The sequence below is a fragment of the Sorangium sp. So ce295 genome (assembly GCF_051527405.1).
GTDB lineage: Bacteria > Myxococcota_A > Polyangia > Polyangiales > Polyangiaceae > Sorangium > Sorangium cellulosum_B.
Genome location: NZ_CP150324.1, coordinates 2247943 through 2270107 on the forward strand (window position 1 = coordinate 2247943; position 22165 = coordinate 2270107).

Below are 22165 nucleotides of genomic sequence, written 5' to 3' on the forward strand. Positions count from 1 at the left end.
GCATGCTTCACGGCAGACTGCTCGCCGGCCGGTTCGAGGTGGTCGAGCTCGCGGGAACGGGCGGGATGGGCGCTGTCTACCGGACCGTGGACCGCGCGAGCGGCGATGTCGTCGCCGTGAAGCTGCTCGGCGATCTCGACGCGCAGGCGGCGGCGCGCTTCGGTCACGAGGCGCGGGCGCTCGCCACGCTCGATCACCCGCACGTCGTGCGTTACGTGACGCACGGGGTGGCGCCCACCGGGGAGCCTTATCTGGCGATGGAGTGGCTCTCCGGCGAGAGCCTCTCGGCCCGGCTGTCGCGGCGACCGCTGGACGTGGAGGAGAGCGTCGCGCTCGTGCGCGCGGTGGCGGACGCGCTCGGCGCGGCGCACGCGCGCGGGATCGTCCACCGCGACATCAAGCCGAGCAACCTGTTCCTCCCGGGCGGGGCCGCCGACCGGGTGAAGGTGCTCGACTTCGGCATTGCCCAGCTCTCGGGCGCCTCGGCGCGGCTGACGCGGACAGGGGCCCTCGTGGGCACCATCGGCTACATGGCCCCCGAGCAGGCCAGCGGGGAGCGCGCGCAGCTCGACGCGCGCGCGGACGTCTTCTCGCTCGGGTGCGTGCTCTTCGAGTGCCTGACGGGTCGTCCGGCGTTTCACGGGCGGCACTTCATGACCATCCTGACCAAGCTCCTCCAGGAGGAGCCGCCGCGGGCGAGCGCGCTGCGGCCCGAGGTGCCGCAGGCGCTCGACGAGCTCCTGGCGCAGATGCTGGCCAAGCGCCCGGAGGGGCGCCCGGCCGACGGCGCGGCCGTCGTGCGCTGCCTCGACGCGCTCGGCGCCTCGACGGCGGGCGGCGCTCGCTCCAGCCTGGCCGCCGTCGAGCTCGTGACCGCCGCGGAGGTGTGGCTCTGCTCGGTCGTGGCCGTCGGGCCGGCGGACGTCAGCGCGCCGGCGTCGACGGCGATCGTGCCCGCCGGTCGAGCGCAGCGGAGCGCGGTCGCCGCCGTCCGGCGCGAGACCTCGCCCCTCGGCGCGGTCGTGCAGGAGCTGGCCAGCGGGGCGGTCGTGGCGATCCTGGCGGCGGGGGCGGGCGCGGGCAGCGCCACCGACCAGGCGGCGCTCGCGGCCCGCTGCGCGCTGCGGATCGGCGCGTCGGTCCCCGGAGCCAGCGTCGTGCTGGTGACGGGGCGCGGCGAGTCGACGGGACGATCGCTGCTCGGCGAGGTCCTGGACAGGGCGGCCGTGCTGCTCGACGACGCGGCCGCCCGGGGCCGTCCGGGCCGCCTCCGCGTCGCTGTCGACGCCGTGACGCGGGCCCTGCTCGACGCGCGCTTCGAGGTCGCGGAGCAGGACGGGCTCTCCTGGGTGGAGGCGGAGCGCGAGGTCGCCGACGGCGCGCGCAGGCTGCTGGGCAAGCCGAGCCCCTATGTCGGTCGCGCTCGGGAGCTGCGCAGCCTGCTCGATCTCGTCGAGGAGAGCTTCACCGAGCCGCGCGCCGCGGTGGCGCTCGTGACCGCGGCCGCGGGGGTGGGCAAATCGCGCCTGCGTCACGAGCTGGTCCAGGCGCTGCGGCCGCGCCATCCCGAGCTCGTGCTGGGCGTCGGCAGCGGGGACTCCATCGGCGCGGGCTCCGCGTTCGCGATGCTCGCCGGGTCGCTCCGGGGCGCGCTCGGGATCGCGGCCGGCGAGGCCCCCGAGGCGCAGCGGGAGAAGCTCGCCCGGGCCGTGGGCCAGCTGTTCGCGGGGGAGCAGCAGCAGCGCGTGGCCTGCTTCCTCGGCGAGCTGCTCGGCGTTCCTCTCGCCGACGGCGGGCCGCTGCTGCGGGCCGCGCGGCAGGACCCGGCGCACATGGCCGACCGGATCCAGGAGGCCTACCTGGACTACGCGCGCGCCGTGACGAGCGCGCGGCCCATGCTCGTCGTCCTCGAGGATCTGCACTGGGGAGATGCGCCTTCGGTGAAAATCTTCGATCACGCGCTGCGGGCCCTCGGCGAGCGCCCCTATGGGGTGCTCGCGTTCGCGAGGCCCGAGGTCCACGAGCTCTTCCCCCGGCTCTGGATCGAGCGAGGGCTCACGCAGATCCGGCTGCGCGAGCTGTCCGCGCGGGCCGCCGAGCAGCTCGTGCGCGGCGCGCTGGGCGCGTCGGTCGCGCCGGAGACGGTGGCGGCGATCGTCGATCGGGCGGCGGGAAACGCCTTCTACCTGGAGGAGCTCGTACGGGCCGTGGCCGAGGGGCGCGGCGGTGCGTTGCCGGAGACGGTGCTGGGCATGGTCGAGGCGCGCCTCGCGGCGCTCGATCCCGAGGTGCGGCGGCTGCTCCGGGCGGCGAGCGTCTTCGGGGATGTGTCGTGGCTCGGCGGCGTGAGCGCGCTCGTCGGCGCGCGCACCCCGGCGTCGGGGGCGAGAGACGCGGACGCCTGGGCGGAGCTCTTCGATCGCGAGATCCTCGAGCGCCGCCCGAGCTCGCGCCTCGCGGGGCAGGAGGAGATCGCGTTCCGTCACGCGCTCCTGCGGGAGGGGGCTTACGCGATGCTCACCGAGCGCGACCGGGCGGTCGGGCACAGGCTCGCCGGGGAGTGGCTACTCTCGGCCGGCGAGCAGGATCCGATGGTGCTGGCCGAGCACTTCGCGCGGGGCGGGGATGGGCCGCGCGCGGGGGGGTTCTACCTGCGCGCCGCCACCCTGGCGCTCCACGGGGCGGACGTGCAGGCGGCGCTCGCGCGGGTGGAGAAGGGGATCGCTTGCGGGGCCGAGGGCGAGCGGCTGGCCGAGCTCCACCTGCTCCGGATGAACGCCCTCATCTGGACCGACGACGCCGCGCGCGCCCACGCCAGCGCGCTCCAGGCGCTCGAGCTCGCCGCGCCCGGGAGCCTCGCTTCCTGGCGCGCCCTGAGCGGCGCGATGTACTGCGTCGCGCTCTGCGACGACCGGCGGGCCGTGGAGGTGCTGATCCCGCGCCTCCTGGCCGAGGAGCTCCCCGTCGACGTCCTGAGCCCGGAGCTCGCGACCCGGATCGTCTTCAGCCTGCTCTGGGACGGGAGGACGGCGCTGGCGGAGCGGATCGTGCGCCGGCTCGAGCACGTCATCGCGCCGGCCGTCGAGGGCGATCTCCATGCGGCCCTCTGGATCGAGCTCACCCGCGGCTTCTGGCGCTGCCATGCGGCGCGGGACCTGTGGGGAGCGCTCCAGGCGAACCTCGCCGCCGCGCGGCGCGCCGAGTCCCTCGGCAGCGGGCTGTTCGTCGCCTGGGCGTGGATGCTGGTGGCGATCGATTACACGAGGCTCGGCGACATGGCCGCCGCAGAGGAGTGCCTCGATCGCGTGCTCGCGACCGAGGGCCTGCTCGACTACGTGTTCACGACCTCGGTGACGTGCCGGATCGTCTCGCTCCTCCAGCGGCGCAGGCTCACCGAGGCGGTGGAGATGTCCAGCAGCCTGCTCCAGCACATGCTCGCGCGCGGCCATCGCAGCCGGAGCGTGATCCCGCGGCAGCTCCTCGCCGAGGGGCGGCTGCTCCTCGGCGATCTCGCCCGGGCGGAGGAGGAGCTCTGCGCGGCGGGGGATCCGGCGGTGATGGCGCCCTTCGCCGGGGCCGTGCATCTCTCGTTGTTCGCCGAGATCCGGCTGCGGCAAGGGCGGACGGAGGAGGCCTGCGCGATGGCCGGCGAGGCGCTCGCGCTCCAGCGGCAGGCGGGCACGGTCTTCCTGCTGCGGCAGGAGGTGATCCCTGCGCTGTACGCCGAGGCGCTGCACGCGAAGGGCGACGCGGAGGCGGCGCGCGCGGTCGTCCGAGAGGAGCGCGGCGCGTTGCTCGCTCGAGCGGCCAGGATCGAGGAGCCTGCGTTCCGGAAGAGCTTTCTCGAGAATGTCTCCGCGAACGCACGGACTCTGACGCTCGCGCGGGTGTTGCTCGGGGAGTGAGGCTCGGACGGCTGCAGCGGAGCCAGCGGTGGAGGGCGTGCTGCGCGGGGGGGCGGCGGGGCTGTCCCACAAACTCGCGCCTTTTGGGGGGCTATTGCCCGCTGTGCGGGAGGCGAGATCGGGGGGCGAGCGGCTGCGCTGCGGGCCGGCGCTCGGGGTTTGTGGGGGCCTGCCCCGCCGCCCCCCCGCGCAGCACGCCCTCCACCGCTGGCTCTTTCCAGGGGGCCGCCAGATCGAGGTGCTGTAGAGTGACGCGCGACTGGCCGCGTGAAGAGGGATCGGGTCATGAAGGAGCTGGAGAATTTGAGACCGCCTGCGGCGCTCGAGGAGATCGAGCGGACCACCGCGGAGATCGGGTTTGCCATGGCGAGTGACAGGCAGACGGGCTCGATGCTGCGTACGCTCGCCGCCGCCAAGTCGGGCGCTCTCCTCGAGCTCGGGACCGGCACGGGCATCTCTACGTGCTGGATCCTCGATGGCATGAATGCCAGCTCCACGCTCGTCTCCGTGGAGCACGACGAGAAGGTCCAGGACGTGGCGCGGCAGCACCTCGGAGGCGACCCCCGCCTCACGCTCAAGAACATGGATGGCGAAGCCTTCTTGCGGTCGGTCCGGGGGCAGCAATTCGAGCTCGTTTTTGCCGATACATGGCCGGGCAAGTACTACGCCCTCGACGAGGCGCTGAGCCTGATCAAGCCCGGCGGGCTCTACGTCATCGACGACATGCTCCCTCAGCCCAACTGGCCTGATGACCACGCTCCCAAGGTGGCAGAGCTGATCGCCGCTCTCGAGCGACGCCAGGATCTCGTGCTGACCAAGCTCTGCTGGTCGTCAGGGCTCATCATCGCGACAAGGATCGGTCGCGGCTAGAGCACGGCCGCGCCTCGAGGTCGAGGAGCTGCCGTCAGCGACGGCGGTCACAGCAATCCTGCGCCGGCCCAGAGCCCGGGCTCGTACGCCACGAGCGCGTCCACGTCGTCCGAGGCGAGCACGAGGAAGCTCAGCGGCGAGAAGCCGAGGAACAGGTGCGAGGTGATCGGGAGCTGGATCCCCCACCCGAAGCGAGCGCCGAAGGCGCCCACGCTCTCGAAGTAGGGAGAGTCGAAGAAGATGCGGTGGTAGCCCGGCGTGATCCCGACCGACATCTCGACGTGCGACCCGACCCCCATCACGAGCCGGAGCGGCACGCCGACCGCGAGCTGGTTGACGTCGGTGGTCGAGACGGTCCGGAGCTCGACGCCGACCTCGAAGCGGCGCGCCTCGCTCAGACGGAGGCGCGCGAGGACGTCGAGATCCACGGACATCCCGTCCTTCACCGCGAAGCGCCCCGGCACGAAGTAGCCGGAGATCCCGAGCGAGAGCGCCATCCGCCGCGCGTTGGCCTCGGCCTGATGACCCGTCGCGGGCTGCTCTGCGGCGGGCTCCGGCGACGTATCCGGGGTGCGCCTCTGCGGCTGCGCGGCAGCCGCCGGCGAGGGAGGGGGGGCCGCGGGGTATCCGCCCGCCGGCGGCGGGTAGGGGTAGGGCGTGGGATACCCGCCCGCGGGCGGCGGGTAGGGGTAGGGCGTGGGATACCCGCCCGCGGGCGGCGGGTAGGGGTAGGGCGCGGGGTACCCGCCCGCGGGCGGCGGGTAGGGGTAGGGGTAGGGCGCGGGGTACCCGCCCGAGGGCGGCGGGTAGGGGTAGGGCGCGGGATACCCGCCCGAGGGCGGCGGCGCGTATGGCTGGGCCGCGGCCTCGCCCGCGGCGAGGCTCAGGGAGGCGAGCGCCACCAGCGCGGGCGCCACGGCGGCGGCGCGCCGCGCGCTGCGAGCGCGGCGCGCGAGCGCGACGGCCGCCGCGAGCCCCAGCAGGAGCGCCAGCGAGACGAGCTGGCCGGTGCTGAGGCCCCCGTACACGCCGCGCCCGGCGTCCCCGCGGAGGAGCTCGATGAAGAACCGGCCCGCCGCGTAGAGCGCGAGCCATGTCCCGAACGTGCGCCCGTCCCGGTGCCCCCGGACGAGCCAGAGGGCGGCGAGCGCGCTCGCCATTGCCCCGAGCGCCGCCTCGTAGAGCTGCGTGGGGTGCACGGGCAGGCTCGGCGCGCCGAGGGGCACCCAGCCGGCCGCCGCGTGGTCCGTCGCCGCGGGGCTGCCGGCGGGGAACCGGACGCCCAGCGCGCCCCCGGTGACGCGGCCGTAGTCGCACCCCGCGAGGAAGCACCCGGTGCGCACGCAGGCGTAGGTGATCCCGAGCCCGGGCACGAGCCGGTCGAGGAACGGGAGCACGGCCGCGCCGCGGCGGTAGAGGACCAGGCCGGCCACGGCGACGCCGGCGATGAGGCCCCCGTAGGCGGCGCGGCCGGCGTGGAGCACCGGACCCCACGAGCCCCCCGCGAGCGCCTCGGGCGCGGCGCGCAGCGCCTCGAAGACGTAGCCGCCCAGGAGCGCCGCGACGTAGCCCGAGAGGAGCGCCCGGCCCTCCACGGCCACGTCGCCCCGATCCCTGCGCACGAGCCAGAAGAACGCCGCCGCCCCGAGGAGCCCCGCGAGGGCGACCATCACGGTGTAGGTCGGCGCGAGCCACGGCGGCAGGCCGTGGCGCTCCAGCCAGAGCATCACCGCCCGGTTCACGCCCGCCTCCGGATGTGCAGCAGCATGTAACCCGCGGGCAGGAGCAGCCAGAACGCGGCGCCGAGCGGCACGGGCGCGCCCGGGCGGCCTCCTCCGGGATCGCGCCGGCCGGCGCTCAGCTTGCAGCTCGAGTTGCTGCCGGTGGATGGATCGCCGTCCTTGCAGTTCTGGTTGCAGTCGCGGCAGTTCTGGTTGCAATCGCTGCAGTTCTGGTTGCAATCGCTGCAGTTCTGGTTGCAACCCGCGACGTCCTCGTTGCAGCTGTCGCAGCCGCCGCCGCAGCTGCCGCAGTCGTCCCCGCCCGACGTGCCGCTGGGCGCGCTCGGGGTGACGGCCGGGACCGTCGGGCTGCCGTACTGGAGGCAGCGGTCGAGCAAGGCCACGCAGCCCTCGTCCCCGGCGAACGCCAGCGCGCCGTCGCGCCCCGCGATCGGCAGCGCGGCGCACGCGCCGCTGCCCGCGGAGAGGACGCACTCCTTGACCCCGTCGATGCTCAGCAGCGCGAGGATGCAGAGCGCCTCGGCGTTCAGCGCCCCGGCGTTGACCCAGGAACACTCCGCCTGGGCGTCCGCGAACGCCGGGTCGGTGCGGTCGTGCTCGCACTGCCCGGCCACGGCGCAGGTGCATACGTCCCGCACCTCGGCGGCGCACTCCGCGACGGACGAGGGGAGGTGATAGGGGTTCACGCGCACGGATCGCGGCTCGCTCCGGGGCCACGCGGGCATCGCGGCGCCGCCCGAGGGGGTGGGGAGCGCGGGCGCGTCCTTGGGCGAGAGGGCGCTCAGCGCGACGAGCCACGCGGCATTGACGTACACCGTGTGATCCTGGGCGATGACGCCCGCGGGCAGGCCGGTGACGCGGACGAGGCCCTGCGCGTCCGCGCGCCGCGCGAGCTCCGCCAGGATCTCGCCCGCCCGGCCGCCGAGCGCCGCGTCCTCCAGCGGCGCCGTCTCCGGCGACGCCGGTGGCCCTGCGAGGGCGGGCACAGGTCGATCGAGCGGCGCCTCGGGCTCGCGCGCCCCCGCGATGGGCGTGACCGAACGGAGCACGAACCCGTCGTCGGACGGCTCGAGCGCGCCGAGGACGATCGCGTCCTTCCCCATCTCGTCGCGCGCCGCGTCCGCGCCGCGGACCAGCGCGGGGACGCTCGCGATCTCCGCGCCGTCGATCGCCGTCTCGTCCCCCTGCTCGCCGTGCGCTTCTTCCAGCCGCACCGCCACGTCGTGCAGGACCTCGTCCGGCAAGGCGGCGAGGACCTCCGGCGCGGCGCTCAGCGCGTCGCGCAGCGGCAGGTCGTCGTACGGCGGTGTCTCCGCGCCGCACGCGCCGAGCGCCGGGAGCGCCAGCAGCGCGACAGCACGGAAGTTCGCTCTCTCGATGAAGGCCTTGGTTCGCATGCTCCTCCCTCGAACCCCGTCAGGCGCGCGACGCCCGACACGGTGCACCCTGCTCGATCGAGCGAGCGCGCATCAGGCAGGCGAGGCGCCTGCGACCACGGTACCAAAGATCTCCCCGCGAAGAGCGCCGCGATCGACGGGTGACCGATGGAGCCCTGTGTGCGAGCCGGTGCTCGGTGTTCCCGCCATGGCGTCCGTCCCGCGGGAAGGGGGCTCAGCGCTCGACCCGTCGACGCGACCGGCCGCGCTCGGCCCGCCGGTTCACTCACCGCGCGGGCGTAATGTCGACTGGAACACCGCTCGCGCCGGGGCCCTGGGAGAGGATCGTGCGCATCTGGAATCAGGGGGCAGACACCATCGGTCTCACGGCCCGCGACGTTGACGTGGGCGAAGATGCCGAATCGAATCCGCCGGAACTGCTGCGGTCGTGAGCGCGCTGCTGCACCTGGCGCTCGGGAATGACGGCCTTCGGCCGCCGTGGTAAGAGCTGGAGACCGAATGAGAGCGTCCGCTGAGAGACGGGGTTTGCTGTTGCTGCTCGGCCTCTTCGTTCTGCGCTGGGTCGTGCACTTCGCGCTGTTCTCCGATGGCGTCGCCGTCGCGGAGATCGCGGGCATCGACGCCGGAGCGGTGCTCGTCCTCGTGCTGTCGTTCGCGCTCGGTCCGAATGTCGGCAGGCACTTCGGCAGCATCACGCTTTACTTCGTGATCGTCGGGCTCGCGATCGCTGGGGTCGGCTACCTCGCCGAGGTGATTCGCTATCGACATCTCTCGCTGATGAGCGCCTTCATCACGATCATGGGCGCTGGAGCCGGCCTGTGCCTCGCCACAAGGACCTGGAATCAAGCCATCTGGATCACCGGCCTCCTCGCCATCGGCGGCGCGAGCTATGGCCTCACCCGGGTTCACCAGCCCTTCGACGCGCTCGTGATCGCGAGTCCGTACGTCCTTTCGGCGATCGTGTTCGTGATCACGGGAGCGCGGCGCGGTAGCGCCCACGCCGTCGCGGGCTGACGCGGCCGCCACCTCTGCGGCCGCGCAGGTCGTCCTCGTGCTCATGGCGAGTCCCGTCCTGCAATCGCCGCGCCGCACCCACCTCGTGGAAGAACATGACCACCCCGCTGAAGCGCGGAAACCTCACCTCGCGGGCAGTCGCCATGGTACACGGCTCTCCGCCGGCTCGGGTTGCTTTTCGAGCGTGCCACGCGCGATCGAGGCAGGTCTGCATGGCGCTCGGGGCACCCGACCCTGATCAGGCAACGACGACGAACCATTCCAACGAACGGAGAGATCGATGATCGGATATGTCACGCTGGGCACGAACGATCTGGAGCGCGCCGCCCGTTTCTACGACGCCTTGCTGGGCGAGCTGGGCGCGACGCGGCTCTGGCAGCTCGAGCGGATGATCATCTGGGCGGTGAAGCCGAACGCGCCTGCGCTCGCCGTCGCCCTGCCCTTTGACCGCCAGCCGGCCACGGTTGGCAACGGGGTGATGGTCGCGCTCGTCGTCGATAGCCCGGCCAAGGTGGACGCGCTCCACAGGAAGGCCCTGGAGCTGGGCGGCAAGGACGAGGGCGCGCCGGGGCCGCGCGGACAGGGCTTCTACGGAGGATATTTCCGCGATTTGGACGGCAACAAGCTCAACTTCTTCACCATGGTGCGCTGAGCTCACCGCCCGCCCCTCGTCCGCAATCGGCCCCGCGCAGCGCCGCGAGGCGGCCGTCGCGCACGCGCACGGCGCCACCCGGTGGCGTGATGAAGTGGCGGGAGAATAAATCATTGACGCAGCGTCGCCTTTCCGAGGGCTTTCGCTGCGCCGACCGGCGCTTCGAGGTGCGCCCCGTGCCTCAGCGTGACAGGCGCGTCGTCAGGTAGTGGCGCATGGACATCGGCGCTCGGCCGAGCATGCGCTCCAGCGTCGGATCCACCGCGGCGAACTCGCGCTCCCGGCTCGCCGCGAACATGCCCAGGAAGAGGTCCGCCCGGTGTTCCGGGGCGCCGTGAGACACCATGTCTGCCCTGAACGCTCGATCGCTGACGGTCACCCGCGCGATCGAGCGCCCGAGGAGCTCCGAGGCGATCGCCGCGATGTCCGCGAGATCGAGGGCCGCGGAGGCGGTGAGCGGCGGTGTCAACCCGTCGAGGCGCGCCTCGTCGGTCAGCGCGATCGCCGCCGCGTCGGCCAGGTCGCCGTGCTCTGTCCACGAGACCGGGCCGTCTTCCGGCGCGACGAGCTTGCCCGTCTCGAGCGCCCGCTCGAGGAGCATGAGCGCGGACGCCGCATAGAACCCGTTGCGAAGCGAGGTGAACGCGCCCCCCGATCTTTGCAGCGAGGCCTCGGTGGCCGCGTGGTCGCGCATGGGCTCGAAGCGGGACGCCGGGTTCGAGCCCATGTGGCTCGTGTAGAGGACGCGCCGGGCGCCCGCCGCGCGCGCCGCTCCGAGCGCGGCTTCATGCTGGCGCACCGCGGCCTCACCCGTGCTGTTGATGGAGACGATCAGCACATGCGAGGCGCCCTCGAATGCGTGGCGCAGGCTCGCGGCGTCGTCGAAAACCCCCCGGCGCACGCGGACGCCGCGCTCGGCGAGCGCGCTGGCCTGCTCCGGGTCGCGGACGCTGACGCCGAGCCGAGCGGCGGGCACGCGCTGAAGGAGCCGCTCCATGATGGCTCGGCCGAGCTGACCGTTGGCTCCAGTGACGATGATCATGACAACCTCCTGCTGCGTTTGGCGCAGCGACCCTGCGCGGTCATCCCAGGGATCACGCGGGCGCGGCGCTCCGTGCCCCGCGTGGCCCGGTGACGATGGGCTTCTTCACGTCACCGAGCCTAGCGCCGGCCGCCGGAGCGCATTAGTGTGCCTGGAGGGAAGGGACTGTTGCCGTGGACGCACGAATCGATCTGGACCTGAACGACGCCGCGCTCCTCGTGCGCGTCGTCCGGACGCGCAGCTTCTCGGCCGCAGCCCGCGAGCGCGGCGTGCCGGTCTCCACGGTGAGCCGGCGCATCGCGCGGCTCGAGTCCGCGCTCGGTGTCCGGCTCCTCGAGCGAACCACCCGGCGGCTGGACCTGACCGAGGCCGGGCGCGCCTACTTCAGCCACGCCGAGCGGGCGATCGACGACCTCACGAGAGGCACGCATCACGTCCGCGAGCTCCAGAGCGAGCCGCGCGGACGCGTGCGGATCGTGGCGCCGATCGCCCTCGGCGCCGCGGTGTCGAGCGTCGTCTGCACCTATCTCGCGAAGCACCCCCGCGTGTCGGTCGACCTCGAGATCGATTCGCGGCGGGTCGACCTGCTCGCCGGGGGCTTCGACATCGCGATCGTCCCGGGCCACGTGGACGACACAACCGACTTCGTGGCGCGAGAGCTCTGGCGGGCGACGCGGAAGCTGCTGTATGCGAGCCCGCGTTACCTCGAGGCGCGCGGCGTTCCCCACCGGGTCGAGGACCTGGCACGTCACGATTGCATCGCGGTGCACGCGACGGACGGAATGGCCACGTGGACGCTCGGGCAGGGGCGCCGGAGACGACGGATTGCCTTCGAGCCCCGCTTCTATGTGAGCGAGTCCTCCGCCGCCTACCGCGCGACGCTCGCGGGCGTGGGCATCGCGATGCTTCCGGAGGTGTTCTGCGCAGAGGACGTGGCCGCGAAGCGCCTCGTCCGCGTCCTCAAGGGCTACGAGGCCGAGGCCGGCGGCGTCAGCCTCCTCTATCGCGCGCATCGCGCCCTGACGGCCGCCGTCCGGACCTGCATCGACCACCTCCTCGGCGAGCTGCCGGCGACCGACCCGGCGCGCGCCGGCCGCGGCCGCCGCGCGTAGCGAGATCCGTCTCGGCCAAAATCCACCCGATGGTCGCACACCGCTCGAAGCGCGCCTTGCGCAGCGCGAGCGAATCCATGATGAATTTGATGTGCCTGTAAAGGGCGTGCCTCGGCTCGGCATTGGCCGCTCAAGAGAGGATGGGGTTCCAGCGCCAGCTCCGTGGCTTTCCGCTGGCTTTCCGCAAACAAACCGCTGCGTGACAGGGCGGCGAAATTTGCGAGTCCACGGTCAGCTCGGTCTTGACTTCGAAAAGGAAGGCGGCTGCAATGGTGAAGAGCGCGCTATCGCGCGTTCCATCCAACACCCGCCGGTCACCGGCGCCAAGGGGAGGGCACGTGTTGCGCGTGGGGTCTTGCATTGCGGGGAGTAGGCCCAGGCCACGAGAATCCCACCGTCGGCGTCCGCCGGGACCCCGCCAAGAGGGAAAGGTGACATCCAAGCTGTTCGAAGGTCCGGCTCCTGACCCTGGGCAATGAGCCTGATGGCGACAGCGTTTGATTCGTGCCGGATGGTCCATGACCATTCGAAAGAGTGAAATAGGGGTTTGATGCAATCTCACAGGCGGGCACCGGCCGTGCTCAGCCGATGGATGCGGGAGGCGACATGCCGCTGAAGAGCTATGGCGTACTGAAGGGGACAGTGATCGATAGGCGTTTCGCGTCGGGAGCGAACCCGCACTATCAGATCCACATCGTGGACGACACGATAGACTATCGCATCGCGGTGAATGTGCAGTCGCAGGACGGCTCCCAGGTCGAATATGTCGTCAAGTCACATTTTGCGCACCCGCTGCTTCAAGATATCCACGAGCTGAAGCCGGGCTTCCATCCGCTGGAGAGCAAGCCGGGCGGGGGCGGGCTCGACCTCATCCGGGGGAACCTCGTGGATCGGACGGAGTTCGTCCCGCTGCCATTCTCCGCCCCGGGCCCTGACAACGACCTCAACGAGAAGCTCGATCACTACGTGCAGCGGGCGATGGCCGACGAGACGGCGATCCTGTACGCCTTCGGGGAGCGCTGGGGCCCCGAGAACGGGAAGAAGGACAAGATCTTCGGCTTCCTGCCCGGCAACGGCATCCACGATATCCACATGAACCAGGGCAACGACGCCCGCTTCAAGAAGGATGATGGTGTCTGGCAGGACGGCGGCCTCCTCCTCCACTTCCCGCGTGGGGACCAGTGGGTCGCGATCTTCCTGAAGTTTCAGACGCAGGCGTGGCACACCGACGACCGGACAGGGCACACGCTCGACATCCCGGTCTCCGGACCGCCGTCGGACGTGGCCGGTGGAGGCGGCGGGCTCCCCACGGTGGAGCAGCCCGACGGGATCGTGCGGATCGTCGCCGCCCTCGTGAACGACACGCGTACGCCCGAACGGGAGACCGTTACACTGGTGAATACGTCGAACCAGAAGATCAACCTCGCTGGCTGGTCGCTGGCCGACAAGGCCAAATCGAAGATGGCGCTCACCGGAGAGCTTCAGCCCGGTGGGCTGACGACGATCGTCGTCCAGGCTCCGATGGTCCTCTCCAACAAGGGCGGGCTCATCACGCTGCTCAACGCGGAAGGGCTGAAGGTCGACGGCGTGTCTTACACGAAGCAGCAAGTGAGCAATCCGGGTTGGACGATCGTGTTTTGATGCCACGCGCGTCCTTCGCGCGCGGCGAGCGTTAACGAGACCGTTACCAGCCGTCCATCGGATTGACGCAACGGCGCGCGGGAGGTCGACGGCGCGCCGTTCAAGCGTTCTTCCGCCGCATCGCCTCTCCGGTGCGGTTGACATGCCGAGCAGCTCATCGTAGCCCTTGATCCGAGCGCGCATCGGTGCGAAAACTCGGCCGCCTCGACTCGAACTGGGTGGTTGCGCGCGGAGAGGCGTCGGCCGAAGCGGCGCTCGGAAAGGTGTTCACGATGACAGGTCGAGTCGGACGGGTAGCGTCGATTTCCTCGCTGATTCTGGCCATGACCGCGCTGACCGCGTGCGGCGATGACCAGAGCGGCACAGGCGCATCGACCTCCAGCTCCTCCGCGAGCACCTCAAGCTCCTCCAGCTCCGCAGGCTCAGGCGGCGAGGGAGGAGGCGGCAGGGGAGGAGGCGACCAGGCGGGAGGCGGCGAGGGCGGAGGCGACCAGGGAGGAGGCGGCGAGGGAGGGGCGCCCGCGACGCCGAGCGGCGCCACGGCCGACCTCGCGCTGCTCGAGACCACCGATCTCCATTCCAACATCCTCGGCTTCGATTACTTCAAGCTGGTCGCTGAGCCATCGATCGGCCTCGAGCGCACCGCGACCCTGATCAACCAGGCGCGAGACGAGTTCGCGAACACGCTCCTGATCGATAACGGCGACACGATCCAAGGCACCGTCCTCGCCGACTATCAGGCGCTCGTCGCGCCGATCGCGTGCGGTGAGACGCTGGCCATGTACAAGGCGATGAACCACGTGGGGTTCGACGTCGGCGGGATCGGCAATCACGAGTTCAACTTCGGCCTCGCCTTTCTCTCGCAGGTGACCCACACCCCGTTCGACGTCGACGGGCTCGATCTCGCTGCATCGGCGGGCTGCGAGGGCCCTCGGTTCCCGCTTGTGAACTCCAACGTCTTCAGCCTGAAGACGAGCGAGACGCTCTTCCCGAAGACCGTCCTCGTCGAGAAGACCATCACCGCGACGGCGCCAGGCGGCGGCGCCATCGAGAGCACGGTCAAGGTCGGCTTCATCGACGTCACGCCGCCGACGATCCTGAGCTGGGACAAGAAATGGCTCGAGGGCAAGGTCTTCACGAAGGGGGTGAAGGAGGTCGCGGCCCCGCTGGTGGACGAGCTCCGCGCCAGGGGGGCCGAGCTGGTCGTCGCCATCGTCCACGGCGGCCTCGACGACTCGCCGTATACGCCCACCCTCGAGAACCAGGCGTGGCACCTCGCCCAGGTGCCCGGCATCGACGCGATGCTCATGGGCCACTCGCACCAGATCTTCCCCAACCCGAGCAGCACCGTGGCGCAGTTCAGCCTGCCGGAGGTCGACAAGGACAAGGGCACGGTCGACGGCGTCCCCGCGGTCATGGCGAATTTCTGGGGCCAGCACCTCGGTGTCATCAAGCTGGGGCTCACCCACGACGGAGAGGGCTGGACGGTCGACAAGGCGAAGACGGTCGTCGAGGCCCGGCCGATCGCCACGACCTGCAAGGGCGGGCTCCCCGAGGCGTGTGATGCGATGGAGCGCTGGCGGACGGGGGCGTCCTGCGCGTTCGCGACGCTCTGCGACGCGCAGCCGGACAAGACGAAGGTCCTCGTCGCGGCCGACGCTTCCTTCGCGCCGCTCCTCGACGCCGAGCACCAGGCGACGGTCGCCTACGTCAAGACGCCCATCGGCACGAGCGATTTCGCGATGTCGTCGATGTTCGCCGACGTGGGGGACGCCAGCGCGATCCAGATCGTGAATCAGGCCCAGGCCGACTACGTCGCCCGCTACATCGAGGAGAACCTGCCGCAGTACGCGTCGCTGCCCGTGCTCTCGGTGAGCGCGCCGTTCAAGTCCGGCTTTCAGGGCGGCAACGACTACACCGACGTGCCGGCGGGGAGCATCGCGATCAACAACGCGGCCGATCTCTACCTGTACGCGAACACGGTCCAGGCGGTGAAGGTCACCGGCGCGGACATCCTCGACTGGCTGGAGAGGGCCGCGACGCGCTTCAATCAGATCGATTCGAGCAAGACGGAGGCGCAGCCGCTCATCAACAGCGCGATGCCCGGATACAACTTCGACATCTTCACGGACAGCAGGATCACGTACGAGATCGACGTGACGCAGCCGCTCCCGCCCACGGGGATGAAGGCCAGCGGCCGGATCAAGAACCTCCAGTGGAACGGCGAGCCCATGGATCTGGCCGCGGAGTTCATCGTGGCCACGAACAACTACCGCGCGAGCGGCGGCGGCAGCTTCCCTGGCCTCGACGGCTCGAAGACGATCTACGCCGCGCCGGACACGAACCGCGACGTGCTCATCCTGTACATCAAGAAGGTCGAGAACCTCACGCGGGCCCAGAACGGCTCTGCCCGCAGCTGGCGCTTCGCCCGGGTCACGACGGCGGGCCCCGTGACCTTCACCTCGGCCCAGAACGCGCTCCCGAAGGCGGAGGCCGCCGGGCTGACCAACCTCTCGCTCGTCGCGCAGGATGACGGCAGCGGCAAGATGCTCTCGGTTTACTCCATCGACCTGAGCCGGTGAGCGTCCCGCCTCCCGTGCGGCTCGCTGTGCTGGCCGGCGGCGCCCTCGTGCTGGGCAGCGCCGCCGCCCTGTCCCTTGGAGGGCTGCGCGAGGGTGATCGTCCCGCGCCGGACCGCCCCACGGCCGCCGCGGCGCCGTCGCGCCCTGGGGCGCCGCCCGCGGGCGGCATGGAGGCGCGGGCGCTCGGCTTTCGCCTGCTCACGGTCGCGGATCCCGGGGAGGTCCTCGCCGGGATGGATTCACTCGTGCGGGCGGCCGAGCAGGGAGACGTCGAGGCGCAGGTCTCGCTCGGAAGGATCTACCTGAAGGGGCTTCCATCGGTCTCAAAGGACGCGGCGCGCGCCCGCGCCTGGCTGCTGCGAGCCGCCCTCTCGCAGCACCCGAGCGCCGCGTATTTCCTCGGCGTGATGAGCCAGAACGGAGATGGCGTGACGGCCGACCCCACGGAGGCTGCGCGCTGGTTCGAGATCGCGGCGCGCGGAGGGTCGCCGGACGCGATGTTCCTGCTCGCCAATGCGTACCGCGCGGGCGCCGGCGTGCCGAGGAATGACAGAAGAGCCGTGGAGCTCTACGAGAGCGCTGGCGAGCGGGAGCACCCTGCGGCGCTCCAGGCGCTGGCGATGGCCTATCGTTATGGTGAGCTGGGGCTCGACCCCGATGAGGCCGAGAGCCGCCGGTACACGATGGAGGCCGAGCACGCCATCCAGCACCGGCAGGCTCCTCCGTAGGCGGCAGGCCCCTGAGGAGGCGCCACCGTGGCAGTGCTGGGCGGAGACGCGCTGCGCGGCCGCCAGGCACCCCCGGGCCGTGGTCCAGCGGCCAGCGCTGCCGCTCGCGCCCCCGCTACCGCGCCGGGGTGATGGTCACCTTCAGCATCTGGTTCGACGCAGGATACAGATAGCCGTCATCGACGTTGCGCACCTGGTCCTTGGGATCGTCGGCGCCCATCTGCGGCCCGGCCTGGCGCGGCGCCTGGTCGGGGCCCACGCCGGGCCACTGGTTGGCCTCGGTGCCCGCGTCCCAGATCGTGACCTGGTCGGAGACATCGCCGCTCACCGGCTCGCCGCTCGCGTCGAACAGCGCGATCCCCGCATCGCTCGGCCCGAAGAACAGATCGTTCGATTGCCCCAGCATCGACGCGAAGCTCAGCCGCTCGCCGGGCCGCGCGGTCACCGTGAAGCTGAACTTCGCGCCGGGCAGCAGCGGCCCCGGCGTCGAGGCGTCGACGGGCGTGTTGTAGACCAGCACCGACGAGATCCCGCTCTCGCCCCCGATCTCGGCCTCCAGCGACCCCGCGAGCGTGGTCGGATTCCCGTCCTCGGCTAGCATTTCGAGGCCCTTGCCCCGGTCCGCCTCGCCCGTCCTGAACAGGGGCGCTCCGGACCCGTGCACCACCGCGACGCCCGGCGCCACCGGCGAGGTCAGCCCCGCGCGGGGAATGGCCCCCTCGTGCAGCATCATCGGGTTCCCGTCCTCGGCCTGCGCCTCCAGCCCGTTGTCGGGGTACGCCTGCCCGACCGTGAACAGCGGGTTGTCCATCGTGTGCACCACGAAGAGCCCCGGCGACAGCGGCACGGCGGCCGGCTCCCCGCCCTCGGGCATCAGCGTCCCCACCTCCGACATGTTGGTGATCCGGATCGTGAACTCATTGCCCGGCTCCGGCGTCACCATCACCTGGATGACCTCCTCGACCGCCGGGTAGGTATAGTCATCCTGGACCAGCCGCACCGTGTTGTCCGGGTCCGGAGCGCCCGTGTTCGCGCCGCTCTGCCGGGGCGCCTGGTTCGGCCCCGCGCCCGGCTCCTCGTTGGCCTCGGTGCCCGCGTCCCACAGCAGGACCTGGTCGGTCACGTCCCCGCTCACCGGCTTGCCCGACGCGTCGTAGAGCGCGATCCCGGCGCCATCGGGCGCATAGAACAGATCGTTCGACTGCCCGAACATGGTCGTGAACGACAGCCTGTCGCCCGGCAGGGCGCCGACGCGGAATTCGAAGCTCTTCCCGGGGAAGAGCGGCCCGGGCATGCTCTCGCCCACGGGCGTGTTGAACACGCTGGCCACCCGGTAATCCCGCGCGGGCGTCACGTTCTCGAGGGTCACGTCGAAGCTCGTGGCCGCGTCCCCGCCGCCGGGCCCGCTCGCGCCTCCCCCGCCCATGCCACCGGCGCCGGTGGTATCGCCGCCTTCGCCGTCGCCGCAAGCGGCGGCGAGGGTGAGGACGAGGGGCAGAGCCGACAGCGCGCGATTCCGAATCTTCATAAGCATCCTCCAGAAGCGGTGATTGAGATGACGCGACCTGGATCGCCTCCGCCGCGGCGAGCCGCGTGGCGGCGATCGGTCCTCCGGCGCACCCCTGAGATCGGAGCGACCGCGGGGCCGCATGGCGCCCGCCTCCATCTGCGATGGCTCGTGGCGCGTCGTTCGACGGTGCTACGCGACGGAGGGCGGGTCGGTTTCGCGGCTTTCGACCGCGCCTGTTCGATCGTGCTCGGGAGGAATTTTTCAGCGCTGCCGGCGGTCTCCGGCGCGCTCGCGCAGCCGAGCGGCGCCGGTGGGACGCGCTGGTGAACCGGTTCTCACCTGCATCGCAATCAGCCTGAGCGAGAGCAACGAGGCGAGCGGCGTCCCTGCGGCGACCGATCAGAGCTGCCCATACTCGCGAACTCGATCGCGTTTTTCTTCCTTGTCGGACTCCAGGTCGACCACAATCCCGAGGCGCGACTCGACGTAGGCCGCCCAGATGGTTCCATGCGTTGGAACGCTGGTCCAAGCATTCATCTCCGATATCGACAGGAGCCCATCCATGCTTCGATCGAAGATTCTTATGTCCCGGAATCGTAATCCGCACGTGATGCCGATCTGGAAGTCAAGGTTGAGCGAATACACGTCCCCGCCGAGGAAGAGATCGACGTGCGCGGTCCGGACAAGGGTCCCCTGCGGCCTCAAGGTCGTGGTGAACATGGGAAGAACGGCTCCAATCAATTTGTAGAGTTGCAGGCTCGTGGTCGCGCTCGCCCGGAACGGTCCGGCTTCGAACGTGGCATGGATCCCCAGTTGCTTGTCTTCGATCGTCGACATGTTCTCCTTGCCCACTCCAACGCCTATGAAATACCCGATGTTGAGCTCCTGGGTAGGACTCCCGGTCTGCCCGAAGCTCACCATGACCGTATGGACGGCCCCCGGAGCCGTTCCGCCGCCATAGGTGGCTCCGAGCCTCGCCAGATGGGGGAGCTTCGTCTGAACGACACCGTTGAGGTAGAGGCCGCCCCAATGGAATTTCTCTGGGGGCCGTGGCTCTTGCGCTGATGCCAGAGCGGCGAGGGAGAACACTGCAAGCCCTGATAGCGCGCGCAGGAATGGCTGCCCTGGCCTGCTCGAACGGCGGGCCGATGCCTCCCGCAAGTTGAACGGCGGCGTGAAATGTGTTCGATTCATTCGGCCTGAATGCGGGCTATGCACTCCGGGTTTTTTACAAGATCATTGATGTCGATGTCGCCGTATTCGTTTCTGAGCATATGGGAATTCTCCATTGCGTCGATGCCCCGAATATCGCTCATGAGATCTGAGTGTGACCCATCCTCGAAGGTTTTTGCGATGGCGGCGCAGATCGAGTGCTGGTTCCGGGCCAGGTCTCGAATGCTCAAGACGGATTCGCAGTCAATTGTGCTGCTGCCGAGTATTGCCTTGTATGCGTCGAAATGTCTCCTGAAGTTCGTGCAGTTGGCGGACAGTGTGTGTACCTGCGTCGCCGCCGATGAGATGATGCATTGCTTCGGAAGCTCTGGCTCCGGTGAAGGAGTGGGCTTGTCTTCGTTGGTGTGGGGCTTTCCCTCTCTGGTCTGAAGATGGTGATCGCGACGCTGGAGGGTCTTTTCACAGCTGGCCAAGCGTTTCTGAGTGGCGCTCAGAGTCGACCGAAGCTCGGGATCGTCCTTGCTGGCGACGTCCTGGTGCGGGGGAGGTCGGTTGTCGCTATCTGCCGAGATTCTCCCCAGAATGTATCCCGCCGCGAGCGCGGCGAGCGCGATGGATCCCAGTCTAATCCAGGTTGTCGGCGTCGGTGAGGTTCCCATCTGTTGAATGTCGCGGGCGACAATGATCGCCTGGGAGGTGGTTGGTGTGGTGAAATGGGTCTCCAGGGTAATGTGATCTAGTAGTAGCAGGGGTCCTTCTTGGTTGGCGTTATTCCAACCATTTGAGGGGTGATGGTCAGACTGGGGTCGCTGCTGGGGGGAAGTGACTCGCGCCATTCGTCGCAGCTCTTTGTGCCCAGGATGTCCAGGAATTGGTTCTGTCGTGGTGTCGTTCTCCCGCAGTAGATTGGTTGAGGGAATCCGGGCCCCTGTACACACAGTGCCACGCACTCAGGGGATGGATCCATGCACGTCGGTTTCGGCCTTTCGTCGAAGATCGTGCATCCTGCTTGGGATAGTACTGTCGCGGAAATGAACTGGGCGAGGCTGGGACGGATCGTCCTTGAACGATGAAGTGCTGCGGTCATGGGTTCTTGCTCTCAGGGGTATCTGGTGGTGGTTCACGTTTGCCTCGAGAACCAGGCACGAGGATACAGGAAAAGCCGTCGTTCTTTGATGTATTCGTGCGCATGGTCGCGCCCGGGCGTCGCGAGCGAGCGCGTCGAGCTCGCCGAGGCATGCGCAATGTCCAGGGCGTCGCGAGCAAGCGATGACACGCGCGGTCGGTCGCGGACGATCTCGCTTCGCTTGCAGGGGATCGACAAGGGCCAGAACGATGCGCGCGGTCCACGCCGCGAACGCTTGCTGGCAGCGCACCCATTCCCTGCCGCGCATCCGCCCCTCGGACGTCCGGGCCTACGCGGCCATGAAGCGGCTTCGGGCCGAGGGACGCGGCACGCTCGCGGGGTCGATCATGGCGTTCTGGGTGCGTGAGCTGGTCGGGCCGATGGTCGGCTCGGGGCCGCGCGCTGGCGCCCGGGTCGCGGCCCTCCGCAGCGAGGACCGCGGAGAGCTCGGAGCAGGTGAACTGCTGCCAAGCGTGAGGCGGTGAGCGCCTGTCCTTCTCGCGGACCCTATGCCTGGCAGCAGAAGGTCGACGGCTCGGCCGGCAGCAATTCGCCGATCGGCTCGCCGCCGCTCGGGGCACAGCCGCCGGGATCGACGTCGACGACCTTCGCCGACTTGCTGCCGAGGGCGACGCCTGGCGGGGTGACCCCGCAGAACGGGGTCGTCGAGCTCACGACGGCCGAAACGAGCGTCTGCGTGCACGCCCCGTCGCTGTAGACCGAGGCCATGATGGTGCACGACGCGCCCTCCGGCTCCCCGCAGCCGCACTCGGAGCAGCCGCGCGTGTCATCGGCGCCGCCGTAGAAGACATGCCTGTCCAGGTAGGGCTCTTCGCACGTCACATCGCCCTCGTGGAAGATGCATGTCAGGAAGCCGCCGGGCGGCGGGACTCCGGGCTGCTCCGGCGACGGCATGCAGGTGCTCCGGTCGCCCAGGCACTCGGTGTAGGCGCCGGGCACGCAGGCGAGCGCCCGGGTCAGCCAGGGATCGAGGAGCGCCGACGGCGGGGGCTCATCGACCCTCGGCGTGCAGGCGGCGGTGGCGGTGACCAGCACGGCAGGCGCGTCGATCGAGATCGACTGCACACACGGCTGCCCGCCGCAGTCCTGGCCCGCGGGGATCGCGGTCGCGGCGTCGCAGGCGCCGTCCCAGCCGCCGGGCGCCGCGAAGGTGGTCTCGACGCTGCCGGGGTCGCCGGAACACGTCGTCGAGGTGTGCGCCGACCAGCCCAGCGGGAGCTGGCACGAGGCTGCGGCCGCCTCCGGCGGATCGCACAGGCAGGACGCGCAGGCGAGCGGCGCGGGCGCCAGGTCGGCGAACCCCTCGTAGCCGACGTTCGGCGCGGCGGCGGGGCAGTCCGGCACCTGGTCCCGCGGGCCGTACCAGAGGAGCGCCGGGCCGAACCAGCCGAGCGGCGCCGGTGGGACGCAATCGCCGGCGCAGGCGGTCTCGTCGCCGCCGCCGGTCCCGCCGCTGCCGCCGGCCCCGCCGCCCCCACCTTCGCCGCCAGCCCCGCCGCCGCCTTCCTCGGGCCACGGGCAACCTGGATTGCCGTACTCCTGCGGCTGACAGGGACCGATCACGGTCGGATCTCCGGGACAGCCAGGCAAGAACAGAGAGCCCACGAGCAGGAGGAAGGGGGTTCGCATGCCGGACAAGATACGTAGAGA

At 70.5% G+C, this 22165-nt stretch carries 16 protein-coding genes; 9 read left to right on the plus strand and 7 right to left on the minus strand.

Annotated features, from left to right (window positions below; all coding sequences use genetic code 11):
- The first annotated feature begins 2 nt into the window (after nt 1-2).
- Nucleotides 3-3905 (plus strand): protein kinase domain-containing protein, encoded by a 3903-nt coding sequence (locus WMF11_RS08635; RefSeq protein WP_437977120.1) that lies wholly within the window; start codon nt 3-5, stop codon nt 3903-3905.
- 285 nt (nt 3906-4190) lie between these two features.
- On the plus strand, nt 4191-4775 hold the full coding sequence (locus WMF11_RS08640) for an O-methyltransferase (protein ID WP_437977121.1): 585 nt from the start codon (nt 4191-4193) through the stop codon (nt 4773-4775).
- A gap of 47 nt (nt 4776-4822) precedes the next feature.
- Here WMF11_RS08640 and WMF11_RS08645 read toward each other — a convergent pair whose 3' ends face one another.
- A complete protein-coding gene (locus WMF11_RS08645) occupies nt 4823-6517 on the minus strand; it encodes a prolipoprotein diacylglyceryl transferase (protein WP_437977122.1) in 1695 nt (564 codons plus the stop codon).
- Nucleotides 6514-7914: a hypothetical protein gene (locus WMF11_RS08650; protein ID WP_437977123.1), complete on the minus strand. Its 1401-nt coding sequence runs from the start codon at nt 7912-7914 to the stop codon at nt 6514-6516. Before WMF11_RS08650 ends, WMF11_RS08645 begins: the two co-directional genes overlap by 4 nt.
- A 525-nt stretch (nt 7915-8439) precedes the next feature.
- Between WMF11_RS08650 and WMF11_RS08655 the strand changes: the two genes are divergently transcribed.
- Both WMF11_RS08655 and WMF11_RS08660 read left to right on the plus strand, forming a co-directional pair.
- Nucleotides 8440-8928: a hypothetical protein gene (locus WMF11_RS08655; RefSeq protein ID WP_437977124.1), complete on the plus strand. Its 489-nt coding sequence runs from the start codon at nt 8440-8442 to the stop codon at nt 8926-8928.
- A 280-nt stretch (nt 8929-9208) separates the two neighbouring features.
- Nucleotides 9209-9580 carry a VOC family protein gene (locus WMF11_RS08660; protein WP_437977125.1) on the plus strand — a complete coding sequence of 124 codons (372 nt, stop codon included), beginning with the start codon at nt 9209-9211 and terminating at the stop codon, nt 9578-9580.
- Nucleotides 9581-9761: 181 nt separating this feature from the next.
- Here WMF11_RS08660 and WMF11_RS08665 read toward each other — a convergent pair whose 3' ends face one another.
- Nucleotides 9762-10622, minus strand: a complete 861-nt coding sequence (locus WMF11_RS08665) for an NAD(P)H-binding protein (RefSeq protein ID WP_437977126.1) — start codon at nt 10620-10622, stop codon at nt 9762-9764.
- A 173-nt stretch (nt 10623-10795) separates the two neighbouring features.
- Here WMF11_RS08665 and WMF11_RS08670 point away from each other — a divergent pair, with 173 nt between their 5' ends.
- The 4 genes from WMF11_RS08670 (at nt 10796) to WMF11_RS08685 (ending at nt 16685) form a co-directional block, all read left to right on the plus strand.
- Nucleotides 10796-11734 carry a LysR substrate-binding domain-containing protein gene (locus WMF11_RS08670; protein WP_437977127.1) on the plus strand — a complete coding sequence of 313 codons (939 nt, stop codon included), beginning with the start codon at nt 10796-10798 and terminating at the stop codon, nt 11732-11734.
- Between the two features lie 606 nt (nt 11735-12340).
- A complete protein-coding gene (locus tag WMF11_RS08675) occupies nt 12341-13375 on the plus strand; it encodes a DUF2278 family protein (protein ID WP_437977128.1) in 1035 nt (344 codons plus the stop codon).
- Nucleotides 13376-13698: 323 nt separating this feature from the next.
- Nucleotides 13699-15957: a 5'-nucleotidase C-terminal domain-containing protein gene (locus WMF11_RS08680; protein WP_437977129.1), complete on the plus strand. Its 2259-nt coding sequence runs from the start codon at nt 13699-13701 to the stop codon at nt 15955-15957.
- Nucleotides 15954-16685, plus strand: coding sequence for a tetratricopeptide repeat protein (locus WMF11_RS08685; protein ID WP_437977130.1), 732 nt, complete (start codon nt 15954-15956; stop codon nt 16683-16685). Before WMF11_RS08680 ends, WMF11_RS08685 begins: the two co-directional genes overlap by 4 nt.
- A 115-nt stretch (nt 16686-16800) precedes the next feature.
- Here the strand turns inward: WMF11_RS08685 and WMF11_RS08690 are convergent, their stop codons facing one another.
- From WMF11_RS08690 to WMF11_RS08700, 3 genes are all read right to left on the minus strand, one after another.
- Complete coding sequence (locus WMF11_RS08690) at nt 16801-18213, minus strand: spondin domain-containing protein (RefSeq protein WP_437977131.1); 1413 nt, start codon at nt 18211-18213, stop codon at nt 16801-16803.
- A 381-nt stretch (nt 18214-18594) separates the two neighbouring features.
- Complete coding sequence (locus tag WMF11_RS08695) at nt 18595-19389, minus strand: hypothetical protein (RefSeq protein ID WP_437977132.1); 795 nt, start codon at nt 19387-19389, stop codon at nt 18595-18597.
- Complete coding sequence (locus WMF11_RS08700) at nt 19386-20027, minus strand: hypothetical protein (protein WP_437977133.1); 642 nt, start codon at nt 20025-20027, stop codon at nt 19386-19388. Before WMF11_RS08700 ends, WMF11_RS08695 begins: the two co-directional genes overlap by 4 nt.
- A gap of 676 nt (nt 20028-20703) precedes the next feature.
- Here WMF11_RS08700 and WMF11_RS08705 point away from each other — a divergent pair.
- The gene (locus WMF11_RS08705) at nt 20704-20979 is read left to right on the plus strand and encodes a hypothetical protein (protein WP_437977134.1); all 276 of its coding nucleotides are present in this window, start codon (nt 20704-20706) and stop codon (nt 20977-20979) included.
- A 22-nt stretch (nt 20980-21001) separates the two neighbouring features.
- On the opposite strand, the gene WMF11_RS08710 is transcribed toward WMF11_RS08705, so the two are convergent.
- The gene (locus WMF11_RS08710) at nt 21002-22144 is read right to left on the minus strand and encodes a hypothetical protein (protein WP_437977135.1); all 1143 of its coding nucleotides are present in this window, start codon (nt 22142-22144) and stop codon (nt 21002-21004) included.
- Between the last annotated feature and the right edge of the window lie 21 nt (nt 22145-22165).